Annotated in this window: 15 protein-coding genes and 1 pseudogene; 4 read left to right on the top strand and 12 right to left on the bottom strand. The window is 52.6% G+C overall.

The window, feature by feature from the left end:
* The coding region (locus Q0510_RS12915; protein ID WP_298712265.1) for a hypothetical protein at positions 1-185 on the top strand (185 nt) is incomplete at its 5' end.
* Between the two features lie 178 nt (positions 186-363).
* Here the strand turns inward: Q0510_RS12915 and nadA are convergent.
* Complete coding sequence (gene nadA / locus Q0510_RS12920) at positions 364-1371, bottom strand: quinolinate synthase NadA (protein ID WP_298712268.1); 1008 nt, start codon at positions 1369-1371, stop codon at positions 364-366.
* Positions 1372-2136: 765 nt separating this feature from the next.
* Here nadA and Q0510_RS12925 point away from each other — a divergent pair.
* The gene (locus Q0510_RS12925; RefSeq protein WP_298712270.1) at positions 2137-4245 is read left to right on the top strand and encodes a peptidylprolyl isomerase; all 2109 of its coding nucleotides are present in this window, start codon (positions 2137-2139) and stop codon (positions 4243-4245) included.
* Between the two features lie 104 nt (positions 4246-4349).
* A complete protein-coding gene (locus Q0510_RS12930; protein ID WP_298712272.1) occupies positions 4350-4853 on the top strand; it encodes a DUF2480 family protein in 504 nt (167 codons plus the stop codon).
* On the opposite strand, the gene corA is transcribed toward Q0510_RS12930, so the two are convergent.
* The 7 genes from corA to Q0510_RS12965 form a co-directional block, all read right to left on the bottom strand.
* Positions 4854-5951 (bottom strand): magnesium/cobalt transporter CorA, encoded by a 1098-nt coding sequence (gene corA, locus Q0510_RS12935; RefSeq protein WP_298712274.1) that lies wholly within the window; start codon positions 5949-5951, stop codon positions 4854-4856. It lies immediately after the preceding gene.
* A gap of 113 nt (positions 5952-6064) precedes the next feature.
* Positions 6065-6265, bottom strand: coding sequence for a helix-turn-helix transcriptional regulator (locus Q0510_RS12940; protein ID WP_298712276.1), 201 nt, complete (start codon positions 6263-6265; stop codon positions 6065-6067).
* Positions 6262-6684 carry a hypothetical protein gene (locus Q0510_RS12945; protein WP_298712278.1) on the bottom strand — a complete coding sequence of 141 codons (423 nt, stop codon included), beginning with the start codon at positions 6682-6684 and terminating at the stop codon, positions 6262-6264. The genes Q0510_RS12940 and Q0510_RS12945 overlap by 4 nt, the downstream gene beginning before the upstream one ends.
* Positions 6685-6822: 138 nt before the next feature.
* Positions 6823-8079, bottom strand: a complete 1257-nt coding sequence (locus Q0510_RS12950) for a DUF3472 domain-containing protein (RefSeq protein ID WP_298712279.1) — start codon at positions 8077-8079, stop codon at positions 6823-6825.
* Between the two features lie 102 nt (positions 8080-8181).
* Complete coding sequence (locus tag Q0510_RS12955) at positions 8182-8664, bottom strand: hypothetical protein (protein WP_298712282.1); 483 nt, start codon at positions 8662-8664, stop codon at positions 8182-8184.
* Between the two features lie 108 nt (positions 8665-8772).
* Positions 8773-9147: a septal ring lytic transglycosylase RlpA family protein gene (locus Q0510_RS12960; protein WP_298712284.1), complete on the bottom strand. Its 375-nt coding sequence runs from the start codon at positions 9145-9147 to the stop codon at positions 8773-8775.
* Positions 9148-9155: 8 nt separating this feature from the next.
* Positions 9156-9653 carry a GNAT family N-acetyltransferase gene (locus Q0510_RS12965; protein ID WP_298712287.1) on the bottom strand — a complete coding sequence of 166 codons (498 nt, stop codon included), beginning with the start codon at positions 9651-9653 and terminating at the stop codon, positions 9156-9158.
* A gap of 83 nt (positions 9654-9736) precedes the next feature.
* On the opposite strand from Q0510_RS12965, the gene Q0510_RS12970 reads away from it, so the two are divergent.
* The gene (locus Q0510_RS12970; protein WP_298712290.1) at positions 9737-10810 is read left to right on the top strand and encodes a lipase family protein; all 1074 of its coding nucleotides are present in this window, start codon (positions 9737-9739) and stop codon (positions 10808-10810) included.
* Here the strand turns inward: Q0510_RS12970 and Q0510_RS12975 are convergent.
* From Q0510_RS12975 to Q0510_RS12990, 4 genes and pseudogenes are all read right to left on the bottom strand, one after another.
* On the bottom strand, positions 10792-11355 hold the full coding sequence (locus tag Q0510_RS12975; RefSeq protein ID WP_298712293.1) for a putative glycolipid-binding domain-containing protein: 564 nt from the start codon (positions 11353-11355) through the stop codon (positions 10792-10794). The two genes, Q0510_RS12970 and Q0510_RS12975, sit on opposite strands and share 19 nt — an antisense overlap.
* The gene (locus tag Q0510_RS12980) at positions 11352-12200 is read right to left on the bottom strand and encodes a neutral zinc metallopeptidase (protein WP_298712296.1); all 849 of its coding nucleotides are present in this window, start codon (positions 12198-12200) and stop codon (positions 11352-11354) included. Before Q0510_RS12980 ends, Q0510_RS12975 begins: the two co-directional genes overlap by 4 nt.
* A 169-nt stretch (positions 12201-12369) precedes the next feature.
* Positions 12370-13851 (bottom strand): glutamate synthase subunit beta, encoded by a 1482-nt coding sequence (locus Q0510_RS12985; protein WP_298712299.1) that lies wholly within the window; start codon positions 13849-13851, stop codon positions 12370-12372.
* 36 nt (positions 13852-13887) lie between these two features.
* Positions 13888-14736, bottom strand: a pseudogene (locus Q0510_RS12990) (glutamate synthase subunit alpha); the annotation flags it as partial.

The raw sequence follows: 14736 nt of genomic DNA on the forward strand, positions 1-14736 counted from the left end.
GGAACCAAAATTTCGACGACCCGACAAGGCATACCTTCTCCATCCCGAAAAATCTTTCAGAAAAATTCGATCTCCGGATCCGGGAGACAACCTTCGATTCCCCTGAAACCTGCTCCCTAAAGAGAGACTACAGGATTATCGAAGCGGCAAATGTATCGGATGGTTCGCCTGAACCAAAGGAATAGTTATTCATGTGGAAAAATCCATCGTCATTTTCCGGTAAAATCCATTACTTCGAAAACCTGACCTTCTGAAACCAAGTACCAGAGAGTGTTGCTAATATGTACTCTTTTGTTGATCAAATTAATACATTAAAAAACCGCCTCCTTTTGAGAGACGGTTTTTAATATCGGAAAAGTTTTTCTACAATCCAGCCTGGGCACTGATTTCCAGCATCCGGTCGATCGGGCGCTTCGCCGCAACCCGCAGCGCTTCGTCCATCGTGATTTCCGGCTGCTCGTACTCCATGCACAAATACAGCTTCTCGAGCGTATTCAGCTTCATGTGAGGGCAATCGTTGCAGGCGCAGGCATTGTTCGGCGGCGCCGGGATGAAGGTCTTATTCGGGTTCTCTTTCTGCATCTGGTGCAAAATCCCGGTTTCCGTCACCACGATGTATTCCTGCGCATCGTCGCGCTGTGTGAATTTGAGCAAACCGGTCGTGGAACCGATAAAATCCGCAATGGCCAGGATCGGCGCCTCGCATTCAGGGTGCGCGATGATCTTGGCTTTGGGATGACGGACCTTCAGTTTCGTGATTTTTTCCAGGCTGAAAATCTCGTGTACCATGCAGGCCCCGTTCCACAATACCATGTCGCGGCCCGTTTTCTTCACCAGGTAGGAGCCCAGGTTGCGATCCGGCGCGAAAATAATGGGCTGGTCTTTCGGCACTGCTTCGATGATCTTCTCAGCGTTGGAGCTGGTGCAGATGATGTCGGACAGCGCTTTGATGCCGGCGGAACAGTTGATATACGAGATGACCAGGTGGTCGGGGTATTGCGCTTTGAAGCGGGCGAAGAGCTCCGGGGGCGCGCTGTCGGCCAGCGAGCAGCCCGCCTTCAGGTCGGGGAGGAGCACTTTTTTCTGCGGACTGAGGATTTTTGCCGTTTCCGCCATGAAGTGAACGCCGGCGAAAACGATGATGTCGGCATCCGTTTTGGCAGCCTGCTGGCTGAGCCCGAGGCTGTCGCCTATATAATCGGCCACGTCCTGGATATCAGGCTCCTGGTAATAATGCGCGAGGATGATAGCGTTTTTTTCTTTTTTGAGCCGCTCGATTTCAGCAAAGAGATCCAGGCGTACGTCCACCTCCATATCCAGAAATCCCTTTTTCTGCAAATTTTTTTTTGCTTCCGTTAACTCCGTAAACATAGCTATAGATTAAATTTTCTTTTTAAAAAGAAGAAAAAGCCCACTACTATTAGGGGTGTGAATTTGGGGGAAACTTGTTTTTTCCTCCTGATACAAATGTAGTTGTTATTATTTTCTTGCGCGCTATCCACAGGAAATTAACAACCGTATTCCGCGCCCCTGCTGATTTTGGTCCGCTTTATCCACAGTGTTGACAAGAAATTTGCTGAACAACTTTTTCGTGGGCCGGGTATTAAGAAAGTGTTAAAACAACCGGGTTTTTCACAGCCGGAATTCCCGGACCGGATCCGGGCAGAAAAACAAATTTAGTTTTACCTCCACCGGAAGGCGGCTTTTCCCACAAAAAACAGCCTTAACAACAGGTTTATCCACAGCAATTGTGGGAAAACAAGCCCTTTTTTCTGAAAACATAAGAACCCGGAAATTTTCGGGTGATTTCAGTTTTCGGGGCTGGTTAATACACAATTTGTTGTGGATTATATGGATGTATTGCTTATTTTGTGGATAACCGCAACCTCCGTTCCGCGAAAAAAATCTCCCGAAACAGTACACCGGCGGCCGTCTAAACCTGATTGATAACAACCAATACCTGTGCATTAAAACTTTATGAAATGTGGATAATGTGTGAATGAAGGATAAAAACCACCCCTCCTTAAATCGCTAAAACCCGCTACTGCATTGACTTTTGGGGTAATAAAAGCTATTTTGCAGTTACAATTAAATTATTCTATTTTTGCTACCTCTTAAAATCAGACTATATATTATATGTCAGTTATTCAGAAAATCAGGGACAAATATGCTGTCTGGATCATCGTATTGATCTGCCTGGCCATTGTGAGCTTTTTATTACAAGACGTATTTTTCGGTAGATCCGGTATGGGCCAGTCCAACGTTGTTGGCAAGGTAAACGGAGAAGAGCTGACCATCGCGGATTATCAGCGCCGGATCGAATTCACCACCGACCAGATGCGCCAGCGCATGCCGGGGCAGACCTTCGACGAGGAAGCGCAACAGTATTTCCGTGAAGAAGCCTGGAACGGTTTCCTCCGCGAAAACATCATGGCGAAACAATACGAGGCCCTGGGAATCGTAGTAACCGACGCGGAGGTGGTAGATGCATACAGCACCAACAATCCCCACCCCCTGGTTCGCCAGCAGTTCTCCAACCGCGAGACCGGCGCCTATGATCCTTCCCTCATTCAACAGGTTAACCAGGCCGCCAAGCAAGACCCCAACATGCGGGCACAGCTCCTGGCCTTCGACCAGTCGATCGTAGAATACCAGCAAAATCTGAAATATTACTCCTTAATTAATAAAGGCATCTATTATCCCAAGTGGCTGGCGAAGCAACAACAGGAAGATGCCGCCAAAAACGCCAATATCGGTTACGTTCAGGTGCCTTATGCTACCATTGCCGACAGCACCATCAAACCGACCGATTCCGAGCTCAACAAATACATCGCCGATAACAAAGCGATGTTCGAAGTTCCGGAAGGCCGTAAAATCGAATACGTTTCCTTCGACGTGATCCCCACGGCTGCCGACTCCGCAGCCGCTTTCGCCGAGATCCAAAAACTCAAGGCAGAAATGGACACCACGCCCGATGTTACCCAATTCGTAAAACTGAATTCCGAATACAACCAGTACGACGGATACGTTTCCCGCAAGGCCATCCAGGTGCCGAACAAAGATTCGATCATCGATCTGCCGACGGGAGCATCTTTCGGTCCATACATCGATGGTAACATGCTGGTGTACGCCAAAATGCTCGACCGCAAAAACATGGCCGACACCGTGAAGATCCGCCAGGTGCTGATCTTCGCGCAACAAGGCAGCGACTCTATCGCCAAAAGACAAGCCGACAGCGTGGAAGCAGTTGTTCGCGGCGGCGGCGACATCGCTGCGATCGCAACAGCTATCAGCCAGGACCCCGCCGCCAAAGAAAACGGCGGTGAAGTGACCCTGGCCCCTCACACCGACGTTCCCGCTGAACTGGCCGAAGTGAAAACCTTCGCCTTCGAAGGAAGCACCGGTGCCGTGAAAACCGTGAAACTTCCCATCGGCTACGCCGTAGTGAAAATCACCGAACAGAAAAACATCGGCCCCGCGCTGAAAATCGCATACCTCGGCAAACGCGTTGACGCGAGCTCCGCTTCCAGCAACGACATGCTGACCGCAGCCAACGAATTCGCAGCCGCCAACACGAACCGCACCGCTTTCGATAAAACCGTTCAGGAAAAAGGCCTCAACAAAAGGATCGCAGAAAACATCCAACCGATGGACTTCGTGCTCCCCGGCCTGGGTTCCGCCCGTGAAATCGTAAGCTGGGCTTACAGCGCTGATAAAAACGACGTGAGCCGCGTTTTCTCCCTGGAAGACCGTTTCGTGATCGCCGTGCTCACCAGCATCCGCGAAAAAGGTACCGCTCCGCTCGACGAGGTTCGTCCTGCCGTTGAAGCTGAAGTTCGCAAACTGAAGAAAGCCGAACAGATCATCGCGAAGCTGGGTACGCCCGCCAACCTGGATGCCGCTGCCAAAGCGACCAACCAGCCGGTGCTCACCGCTGAAGGCGTGAACTTCTCATCTTCCTACGCTCCGGCCCTCAACTTCGAGCCCCGCGTTATCGGTGCAGCGTTCAACAAAGCCTGGGGAACCAATAAAGTTTCCGCTCCCATCCAGGGCCAGGCCGGCGTATTCGTGATCCAGGTGAACAACTACACTACTGCCGATGTACCGGCACTCGACTACGCCCAGCAAAGCCAGGCGTTCGAAGGCGGTATTCAGCAGATGATACAGCAGCAGCTGTTCCAATCCGTGCTGAAGAAAAACAGCAACGTGAAAGACAACCGCGCTGAGTTCTACCGTGGCAACTAATTTTAGGAATTCCTGATATTCAAAAGGCCGGGCGATTCGCCCGGCCTTTTTTGTGCCCGTCCGGCAGGGAAGAGGCTTAGCCGGAAAATCCGTAAATTTGCAGTATGGATGAAATTGTTAATAAAGTAGCGCAAAGCGCGCTCGTCACTATAGATCTCGAACAATATTACCCGCAGGAAGAAATCCTGGTTTTCGACCTGAAGGATTACCTGTTCATGGAGCTGATCCTGAAAGAAAAGGATTTCCGCGCCGCGCTGCAGGAACATAACTGGGAACAATACCGTGGAAAAGCCGTCACCATTACCTGCACGGCCGACGCGATCATTCCCTTTTGGGCGTACATGCTGCCGGCCGCTTACCTGGAACCCGTAGCCGCCCGTGTGGCTTATGGCGAAGAAGCTTCCCTGCGCAACACGATTTTCCTGGAAAAAATTTCGGGGATCGATGCGAATGCTTTCGCCGACCAGCGCGTGATCATTAAAGGTTGCGCGGATAAAGCCGTACCCGAAGCTGCGTATGTGGAAATCACGCGGAAGCTGCGGCCAGTCGTGAAAAGCCTCATGTACGGCGAACCCTGTTCCACCGTTCCGGTCTATAAAAAGAAGTAATTAAAACCATCCGCGTTTCCTGAAGAAAACGATCATTCCCAGGAAAATAAGGAGCATCACCCCAATGGTTATGAAATAGCCGTTGGGGTTTTTCAATTCCGGCATGTGATCGAAGTTCATCCCGTAAATCCCCGTGATCACGGTCATCGGTGCAAGGAGTGTAGTCACCACCGTTAGTACCTTCATCACTTCGTTCAGCTTCTGGTTCATCTGCGCGTGGTACAGTTCCTGCAGGTTGATCACGATATCGCGATAGCTTTCGGCGAGGTCCACCGCCTGGATGATATGGTCGGAAACGTCTTTGAAATATTTCTCCGTATTCTCTTCCAGCAGCGCATTTTCAGATTTCATGAGCCCGCTCATCAGGTCGCGGACGGGTGTGATGCTGCGTTTGAATTCCATCAGCTCACGGCGGAGATAATTCACGCGCGCCAAAGTGCGGTTATTCGGCTGGCGGGGAATAATGTCTTCCATCAGCTCGATGCGGTCGCCGAGGTGATCCATCACGATGAAATAATTATCGACGATGACATCGAGCAAAGCGTACAGTAAGTAATCTGAGCCGGACACGCGGAGCTTGGTGCCGGCAGTGCGCAGGCGTTCGCGGATCGGGTTGAAGACGTCGCGGTTGGGATCGTCCTGGAAAGAGATGACCACGTTTTTCCCCAGCACCAGGCTCACCTGCTCGTTATCCACGGCCGAACTTTCCATTTTGAAATAACACATCGGCAGGAGGCAGAAAAGGTTTTCGCCGATCTCGTCCATCTTGGCGCGCTGGCCTTCGCTCATGATATCTTCCATGAGGAGGAAGTGGATATTGAAATGCCGGCAGAGCGCCTCCACTTCTTCGCGGCGGACGCCGTCGACGTTGATCCATTTTTTGGTGTCGGTTTCGGCGAAGCGGAAACAATCGGCCACGGTGTCGGTGGTTTCTTCGTGGAAATACCCGCTGTCGTATTCGTACACGGTAATGCGGACATGATCCACCGGCTTGCGCGAGGTTACGGCCGTAACAGGATTGAAGTTCATCAACCTTTTCTTGCGGACTTTGAAAGGGTTGATGGCATCAGCGATGGGCTGTATCGGGTTTTTGGCCATACCGGGGTAATTTATGCTAATGTACAATTTTTGAAAAGGATGAAAAAAGAACAAGCCGCCGAAGTGAGTGACACAACGGCGGCTGATGGCGGAGGGAGAAGCTGGCTAAACAATCAATCTTCTTCGGTCAGCAGGAAAATTTCCTCGACCGGCTTTTCGAAAACTTTGGAAATTTTCAGGGCCAGGATGGTGGATGGCACGTATTTATTGGATTCGATGGTATTGATGGTTTGCCGCGAAACGCCCGTCAGCCGCGCGAGCTCGTCTTGTGTAAGATTCATCCGCGCCCTTTCAATTTTTATCGTGTTTTTCATGCGGCGGCTTTTTTTTGTCGGTAAAGAAGGAAGTGGAAACGGGCGATGAAGATGATCAAAATGGTGAACATGTTGTACATCATGACGGAAAGGAAATCGAGCCAATGCCAGATGAAGGCCGCGATGATGAGAAGCACGTAATTCACGATGACAGCCATTTGCAGCGATTCCAGCCGGAGGCGGCTGATGTATTCGTCTTCGTCTTTTTCACGGCTGTAGGAAACGAGGAGCAACCCGGCGAATAACAGGAACATGGTGACTTCTTCCAGCGTTTCCCCGAAGGCCTGGTGAAACCACTTGTTTGGAAGGGTATTTTCGGTAATGGGTATAAAGCAACAAATACCCAGAATAGATGCCGGGACAAGGATTATCCAGCCGATTTTTTTGTACAAGTGCGGTAAGAGATACTTAGGTTTCATGATATTGATTTTATAAACCAAAGTTAAATGTTTTTTACAAAATGTAAAGTATGTTTTACATAAAGACGTGTTTATTTTACTTTTAACCCGACAAAAAAGCCCTCGAAAGAGGGCTTTTTCTATCTGAAATGTTGATAACTAGAAACTGGGCAGATCGATCATCGGAGCTTTTCCGATGGCGGGGCGCTCGAAAATATCGCCGAGTTTGGCGTTGGCGGGGACGAAACCGGCGGTCCAGAGGTAGAAAAGCCCGTTTTCGGATCCGCCGCCGAAGTCGAGGCGGTCTTTGGCGCGTGCGGTAGCGTCGTTCGTGAATTTCGCTTTCGTCAGTTCGATCCATTCGCCTTCGGGCGTTTTGATCCAGTGGTTCCCGAAATAGCCTTTGCGGTACATATGGCCGTTTTCGAAACTGAAGTTTTCGAGGAAGGAATAGAGATGGCCCATGTACTTGCCGTCTTTTGGCGCGCGGAACGATGCGATGAGCTTCCACTCATTGTGTTCCGGCACGAAGAAATACGCGGAATATTGTGTGGTAGTGCCTTTGGGGACTGCGTGCATCAGGAATTTGTAGGTCTGGCCGGCCTTCCAGTCGTACACCCAGTGGCTGTGGCCGCCGGTTCCTTCGCCGCCGAAACCGTGTGCAATTACAGAGTCGCCTTTGGCGAGGAGGGTTACCTGGTCTTCGTAACGGACTTTGGCGCGGTCGTCGGGCTCTTTGCCGGAATCCCAGACGGAGAAAATGATCCTTCGCTCGGCGGGGCCATTGACCTGCATGCCGAAATATCCGCGGTGCCATCCGCAGGACATGAAGTAGGTGCCGATTTTGTCCTGTCCTTCGGGGACCGTGATTTCGCCGTAGAACCATTCCACGTTTTTACCTTCGGGGGCGGTGTAGTTGAGATGGACGGAGGCGGATCGGCGCCAGGGCTTGGGATTGAACTGGATGTCTTTGGTGGCGGGGCCTTCGAGCGTCAGGCCTTTGATGTCTGCATATACATTTCCCTGTTTGGAAACGCCTTTGACGGCGATATCGTAGAAACCGGTTTTTTTCAATTTGGTGGAAAGGACGGGGATATCCGCGAAGTCGCTGCCGGCGGGGACGTTGACGGTTTTTTCCGCGCCGTTGACGCTGATGCGCAGGGTGGAGGGCGCGTCAGATTTAGCCTGGAGGCCCAGTTTGAGCGCCCCGGTGCTGGCGGCATGGAAATAGAAATGGACAGTGTTGGCACTGTCGGTCCAGCGGACCACGCCGTTTCTGCCGGAGATATCCACACCGGTTTCGGCGGGATCTGCGTAGGCGGTGAATCCCGGGAGCACGACCGGGGCGTTTTGCGCGAAGGAAGGCGCGGCGGCGGTTAAGGCGCAGCAGAGGAAAGAGTAGCGTATCATTTTCATAAAACAAATAAAACTTTCCCAAAGCCGGGATGCAAGTTTGTTCGTCAAAATTGACAAAACACAGACGTGGCGGGGATCCGGCCCAGTGTGGCGTTCATATGATCAGGGTGTTTGGATGATGCATTCACACCAATCCACGAAAACCAGGGAAAAATAACGGACGATACGGGGCACTTCGTATGCCGCCCGGGGATTTGGGTCGCAGAGCGCCAGGGATTTAATGATCCCGTTTTCTTCGGTACCGTAATAGCAACCGCCGCGTGAAGTGATGGCGAAGCCGTTTTTGACGAACCCGGGATGATCGTCGATGGCGATGGCGCCGAGCGGGTCGCTGTTGAGGAAAGAGCGGAGCTCGAAAAGGGGAATGAAAAGCTCCGGTGCGCCAATGGCTTTCCGGATGTGCACCTGGCCGAACGCACGAATCCCTTCAGCCAGTTCGCGGCTGTGATTGATATGGATTTCCTTGATTTCGTCCACTTCCGCGCCGACTGTTTTCAGCTTGGAGATATTGACAAACTCTGCCTGTCGCCAAAGGTCGCCGGAAAGGGTTACGGTAAAATCCGGGTAAGCGGGCAGGTTGGTCATCGCGGGGAGTTCATTGGAAACTGTAGGTATGGGAAAACAGTAGTCCATAGGTGAACACGTGATGTTACCCGAATATATGACGAAAATTTGTTAAAAGAAAGGGCCGGCTCAGCCTTTGGGCTTTTTATACTTTATTTTAACATTGGCGACACCGGCGTTGACCATGCCGAGTTTTTTGGCGGCTTTTTTGGAAAGGTCGATGATGCGCCCGGCGACGAAGGGGCCGCGGTCGTTGATGCGGACTTTGATGGTTCTGCCGTTGTCGAGGTTGGTGACTTTTACTTTGGTGCCGAAGGGGAGGGATTTATGGGCGGCGGTCATTTTTCCCTGGCGGAACGTTTCGCCGTTGGCGGTTTTGCGGCCCTGGAACTTGTCGGCGTAGAAAGAGGCTTTTCCGGATTGGGAGATCTGGCGGGCGCAGGAGCTGAAGCACAGCAATGCGGCCGCGGCGAGCGTTGGCAGGAGGTGTTTTCGTTGGATCATATTCCGCTTTACAGTTTCTTGGTCATGATGTAGTCGTTCATGAAAAAGCCGTTGCCGATGTCGATATCTTCTTCACCGGAAATCGCGAAACCGTTTCGTTCGTAAAAACCAACGGCTTTATTGTCCCGGTTCACATTGAGCGACAGCTTTTTCATACCGGCTTCCCGCGCGATGCGTTCCACTTCTGAAATGAGCGCAAGGCCTGCGTTTTTGCCCTGCATCTGCGGCAGCACGTATATCTTGTGCAATTTTGATACCGGTTCTTTTTTATAATTCAGTTCGTACCCTGCAAATCCGCCGAAATTTCCATCTGCCTCGGCGAGCAGAAAAACATGGCCTTTCTTTTCAACCAGCTCCTTCAGCACATCCAGGTCGTACATCATTTTCAGCATGTAATCGATCTGCTCCGGAGTGAGAATGTTTCCAAAAGTATGCGGCCAGGTGTCGTATGCGATCTGCTGCACGATGGACAGCTGCTGCGGCGCTGCCTGCGTAATCCTGATCATGATGAGCGGTTAAATGGTTCCGTTGCAATTTAAGTCATATCAACCTTACCCGGCAGATTTTTGTTATGTTTGGAAAAAAACACATGCGCGCTATCTTGTGGGCCCTTTCGGCCGTGTTGGCCCTGCCTGTGAAAGCCCAGCTGAAGGCGGGTTTCGATGCCAACGAATATCACGATCTGTTGAACCTCCCCCAAAACGGAGATACCGCTTCCGCCAAAAATCACCCGGCGGCCTACAAGCTGTTGTATACATCGCCCGAAGTGGGTTTTTATAACCGATGGGTGCTGTGGGAAAGAAGCGATGGTGTAGATGTGATCCAGGTACGCGGCACGATCGGCAAGCTCGAAAGCTGGCTCGCGAATTTCTACGCGGCCATGATCCCGGCGGAAGGCGTGTTGCAGCTGAACGACAGTACCCGGTTCACTTACAAGATGGCGGCGGATTCCGGGAAATCGTTCGTGCATGTGGGATGGACGGCCGCGGTAGGATTCATGTCTGCGGATATCGTGGAACACGTGAAAGAACGTTATGCCAGGGGGACCCGTCAGATCCTCATCATGGGCCACAGCCAGGGCGGCGCCATCGCATTCCTCCTCCGGTCGTATCTGCATTATCACCCTGATCTTCCAAAAGATATCCAATACAAAACGATATGCAGCGCCGCGCCGAAACCCGGTAATCTCTTCTATGCATACGATTTCGAAAACATCACCCGCGACGGATGGGGATACCGCATTGTCAACAGCGACGACTGGGTTCCGGAAACGCCGCTTTCCCTGCAAACGGTGCAGGATTTCAACATGCCGAGCCCTTTCATGAATGTGCGCGGGGAATTAAAGAAGCAGAAATTTTTCGTGCGGTTGTATGGAACGATGGTGTACAACCGGCTGACGCGCACCACCAACCGGAGCGTGCGCCGGTTCCGGAAAACGCTCGGCAACGGCGTGTCGCGTTTAACCAAAAGAACGCTGCCGCAGTTCAAACAGCCGGAGTATGTTTTCAGCAATAATTACATGACCTGCGGCGTCCCCATCATCTTATTGACCGATGCGGATTACCATCAAAAATTTCCTTTCGACGGCAAAAACATTTTCGTGCACCATATGCCCGAAAAATATATCTACCTCCTGAAAAAGTACTACTCCGTTTCGGATTGAACGGCGTAAAATAATCCCGGATAATCGATCACCAGCCCATCCGCATCGGTGAGGATTTCGCGTTTGAAATCTTTCAGGACGCCTTCGTAGAGGTAATGGCTTTCATCGAGGCGGGTGTAAAATTGGGTGACGGGTTTGATTTCGTTCTTGAAGATGTTGATGTATAACGCATCGATCTGCGTCCGCTCGCCGGGCTGCAGGTTCAGGCGGCGGATGGGGAGCGTGTTGGTGAACGGCGTGAGGGAAATATCGATATCGATACAATGATCCCATTCGTCGCGGGTGTGGCCGGTTTGCGACCACTTGCCGTTGAGATCGCGGTGGAGCGAGATCCAGGAGCAATCGCCGTCGCGCTCGATCGCCATTTCGAGCCCAGACATTTGCCAGTTACGATCGGCTACGATATCATATGAAACGAAAAACGGCGTGTCTTCCCCAAAGCCAACGATCGTTCCGTTGACGCGGATATCATTTCCGGTAGCATCGATGCTACAATATTCCATCATTTGGTAGTATAGTCCTTTCCAGACGATCTGTCGTTTCATTGTGCGCTGTTAAAAGTGTCTCCCTGGCGGATATCGCCTGTCTCGAAACCTTTTTTAAACCAATACATCCGTTGGGCCGAGGTGCCGTGCGTGAAAGCATCGGGAACCACGCGCCCGCCGGACTGCTGTTGCAGCCGGTCGTCGCCGATGGCATTGGCTGCGTTGAGGGCTTCTTCGATATCGCCGGGTTCGATGAAATCGGCCGTATTTTTCATGTAATGCGCCCAGAGGCCGGCGTAGAAATCGGCCTGGAGCTCCAGTTTCACGGAGAGTTTGTTGTATTCCGTTTCGCTGAGGCGGCCGCGCATGGATTGAACCTTTTGCGAGACGCCGAGGAGGTTCTGGACGTGGTGCCCTACTTCATGGGCGATCACGTAGGCCATGGCCATGTCGCCCGGGGCGTTGAGGTTGTTTTTCAGTTCGTTGTAAAAAGACAGGTCGATGTATACCTGGTGGTCGGCGGGGCAATAGAAAGGTCCGGATGCGGAGGTGGCGCCGCCGCAGGCGCTTTGTACTTCCCCGGTGAACATAACGAGGGTGGGTTCCTGGTATTGCTGGCCGATCTGGTTGAAGACTTTATGCCAGACGTCCTCTGTTTCCGCCAGCACCACCTTGGTAAAGGATGCGGCTTCTTTTTCGCGGGCTTCCTGTTCGGGGGAGAGCTGGCCCTGCTGTGTGCCGGATGGCTGCTGCATGTTCACCACCTGGGAGGGGTCGCCCCCAAGGAAGTAAACGATCAGTGCGATCACGATGGTTCCGATGCCGCCGCCTACTACGAGGCCTCCGCGGCCGGAGCCCCTGCGGTCATCAACGTTTGTGCTTTCTCGGCGTCCTTGCCAGCGCATATGGTTTTCTTTTGGTTAGTACTATAAATTTAGGAAATAAATGAGTGCGCCGCTGTTTTTCAACCCCACGGCTTGCGGTTGTTTCAGGGCAACATAAAGGCCGGGTAAAAACCCGGCCCGGCTGAAGGTTACAACAAAATCTAAACCTGCTTATGAGAAAATTTAAGATTCAAGAATTAAAGGAAAGGTACATCAGGGAATGATCCTTGCTTTCCAGTTGGGAAGCGCCCATCAGGAACTCGTCCACTTTTCTCGCACACTCCCGTCCCTCACTAATGGCCCATACCACGAGGGATTGGCCGCGGCGCATGTCGCCGGCTGCGAATACCTTCGGGATGGAAGTCTGATATGCTTTCTCGGTCGCTTTCACATTGCCGCGCTCGTCGGTTTCGATGGAAAGGTCTTCCAGCATGCCTTTGAACTGGGGATGGAGGAAGCCCATGGCCAGAAACGCGAGTTCGCAGGGCACGGTCCTTTCTGAGCCGGCCACTTCCACGAAGCGCCCGGGGCGGCCGTCTTCACCGAAAGACCAGGTAAGGTCCACCAGTTTGAGGCCTTTGAGATTTCCTTTATCGTCGCCAACGAATTCTTTGGTAGCGATCGCCCAGTGACGGTCGGCGCCTTCTTCGTGGGAGGTCGACGTTTTGAGGATCATCGGGTAAGTAGGCCAGGGCATGAATGGGGTACGCTCTGCCGAAGGTTTGGGCATCAGTTCCAGCTGGGTCACGGATTTGGCGCCGTGACGGTTGGAGGTGCCCACGCAGTCGGAGCCGGTGTCGCCACCGCCGATCACCACTACATTTTTACCTGTGGCGAGGATGTCTTCGCCTTCTACTTTTGATTTTCCTATTCTTTGGTTTTGTTGTTTGAGGAAGTCCATGGCGAAATGCACGCCTTTGAGCTCCCGCCCGGGAATGGTAAGGTCGCGGGGGATGGTGGAACCACCAGCCAGCACCACCGCGTTGAATTCGCGGAGGATGTCGTTAATGCTGATGTTCACGCCCACGTTCGCGTTGCACTGGAACGTTACGCCTTCTTCTTCCATGAGGGCCACGCGGCGGTCGATCACCCATTTCTCCAGTTTGAAGTCGGGTATGCCGTAGCGGAGAAGCCCTCCGGGTTTATCGTCGCGCTCGAACACGGTCACCAGGTGGCCGGCGTAGTTGAGCTGCGCTGCTGCGGCAAGGCCTGCGGGGCCGGAGCCGATCACGGCAACTTTCTTGCCGGTGCGCACACGGGGAACTTTCGCTTTCACCAGTCCTTTATCGAACGCGATTTCGATGATGTGTTTCTCGATTTCCTCGATGGCCACGGGGGGCTGGTTGATGCCCAGCACGCAGGCGCTTTCACAGGGCGCGGGACAGATACGGCCGGTGAACTCGGGGAAGTTATTGGTGGAAGTCAGCACGTCGTATGCTTCCTGCCAGTCTTTGCGGTATACCGCGTCGTTGAATTCGGGGATGACGTTGCCGAGAGGGCATCCGCTGTGGCAGAAGGGTACGCCGCAGTTCATGCAACGGGCCGACTGTTCGTTGAGCTTGTTCTCGGGGAGGCGCTCCACAAATTCGTTATAATGTTTTACGCGGGATTTCACGTCTGCCTTTTTCGGCAACTCCCTTGTAAATTCCAGAAATCCTGTTGGTTTACCCATATCTGTCTCTGCTTGGTCGCTTAGATAAATGTTTGTTTACGCTTTGCTTTTCACGCCTTTTGCGGCGGCAGCCTTGAGGGCGGCCTTGTATTCTTTCGGGAATACTTTCACGAAATGGCGGAGCTGATTTTCCCAGTCGCTGAGAATGAATTTGGCCACGGTGCTGTTGGTGTACGCATGATGCTTGGTGATCAGGTCGTGCAGCTGGGCGGCGTCTTCTTCTCCGAGGGGGTCCAGGTCGATCATTTCCGGGTTGCACTGTGCGGCGAAGTTGCCCTTCACGTCGTACACGAAGGCGATACCGCCGCTCATGCCCGCGCCGAAGTTGCGGCCTGTTTCTCCGAGGATGACAGCGCGGCCGCCGGTCATGTATTCGCAGCCGTGGTCGCCGGTTCCTTCTGTTACAACGGTGGCGCCGGAATTGCGTACGCAGAAGCGTTCGCCGGCTTTACCGCGGATGAAGGCTTCGCCGGAAGTAGCGCCGTACAGGGCTACGTTACCCGCGATTATGTTCTCTTCCGCCTTGAAACCTGCTTCCGTGGAAGGATAAAGGATCAGTTTGGCGCCGGAGAGGCCTTTGCCGAAGTAGTCGTTGGCTTCACCTTCCAGTTCGAGCGTTACGCCTTTGGTATTGAAGGCGCCGAAGCTCTGGCCGGCAGATCCCGTGAATTTGAAATGCACTGTGTCTTCCGGAAGCCCTTCGCTCTTGTAGCGCTTGGATATCTCGTTGGACAGAATCGTACCCAGGGTGCGATCGGTATTTTTCACTTTATACTGGCCGAATACGCGGGTTTTATTATCCAGCGCATCTTTGGCGGCTTTCAACAGCTGCCAGTCGAGCACTTCGGCCAGACCGTGATCCTGCTCTTCCTGTTTGTACAAGCC

Source organism: uncultured Chitinophaga sp. (assembly GCF_937874145.1).
Taxonomy (GTDB): domain Bacteria; phylum Bacteroidota; class Bacteroidia; order Chitinophagales; family Chitinophagaceae; genus Chitinophaga.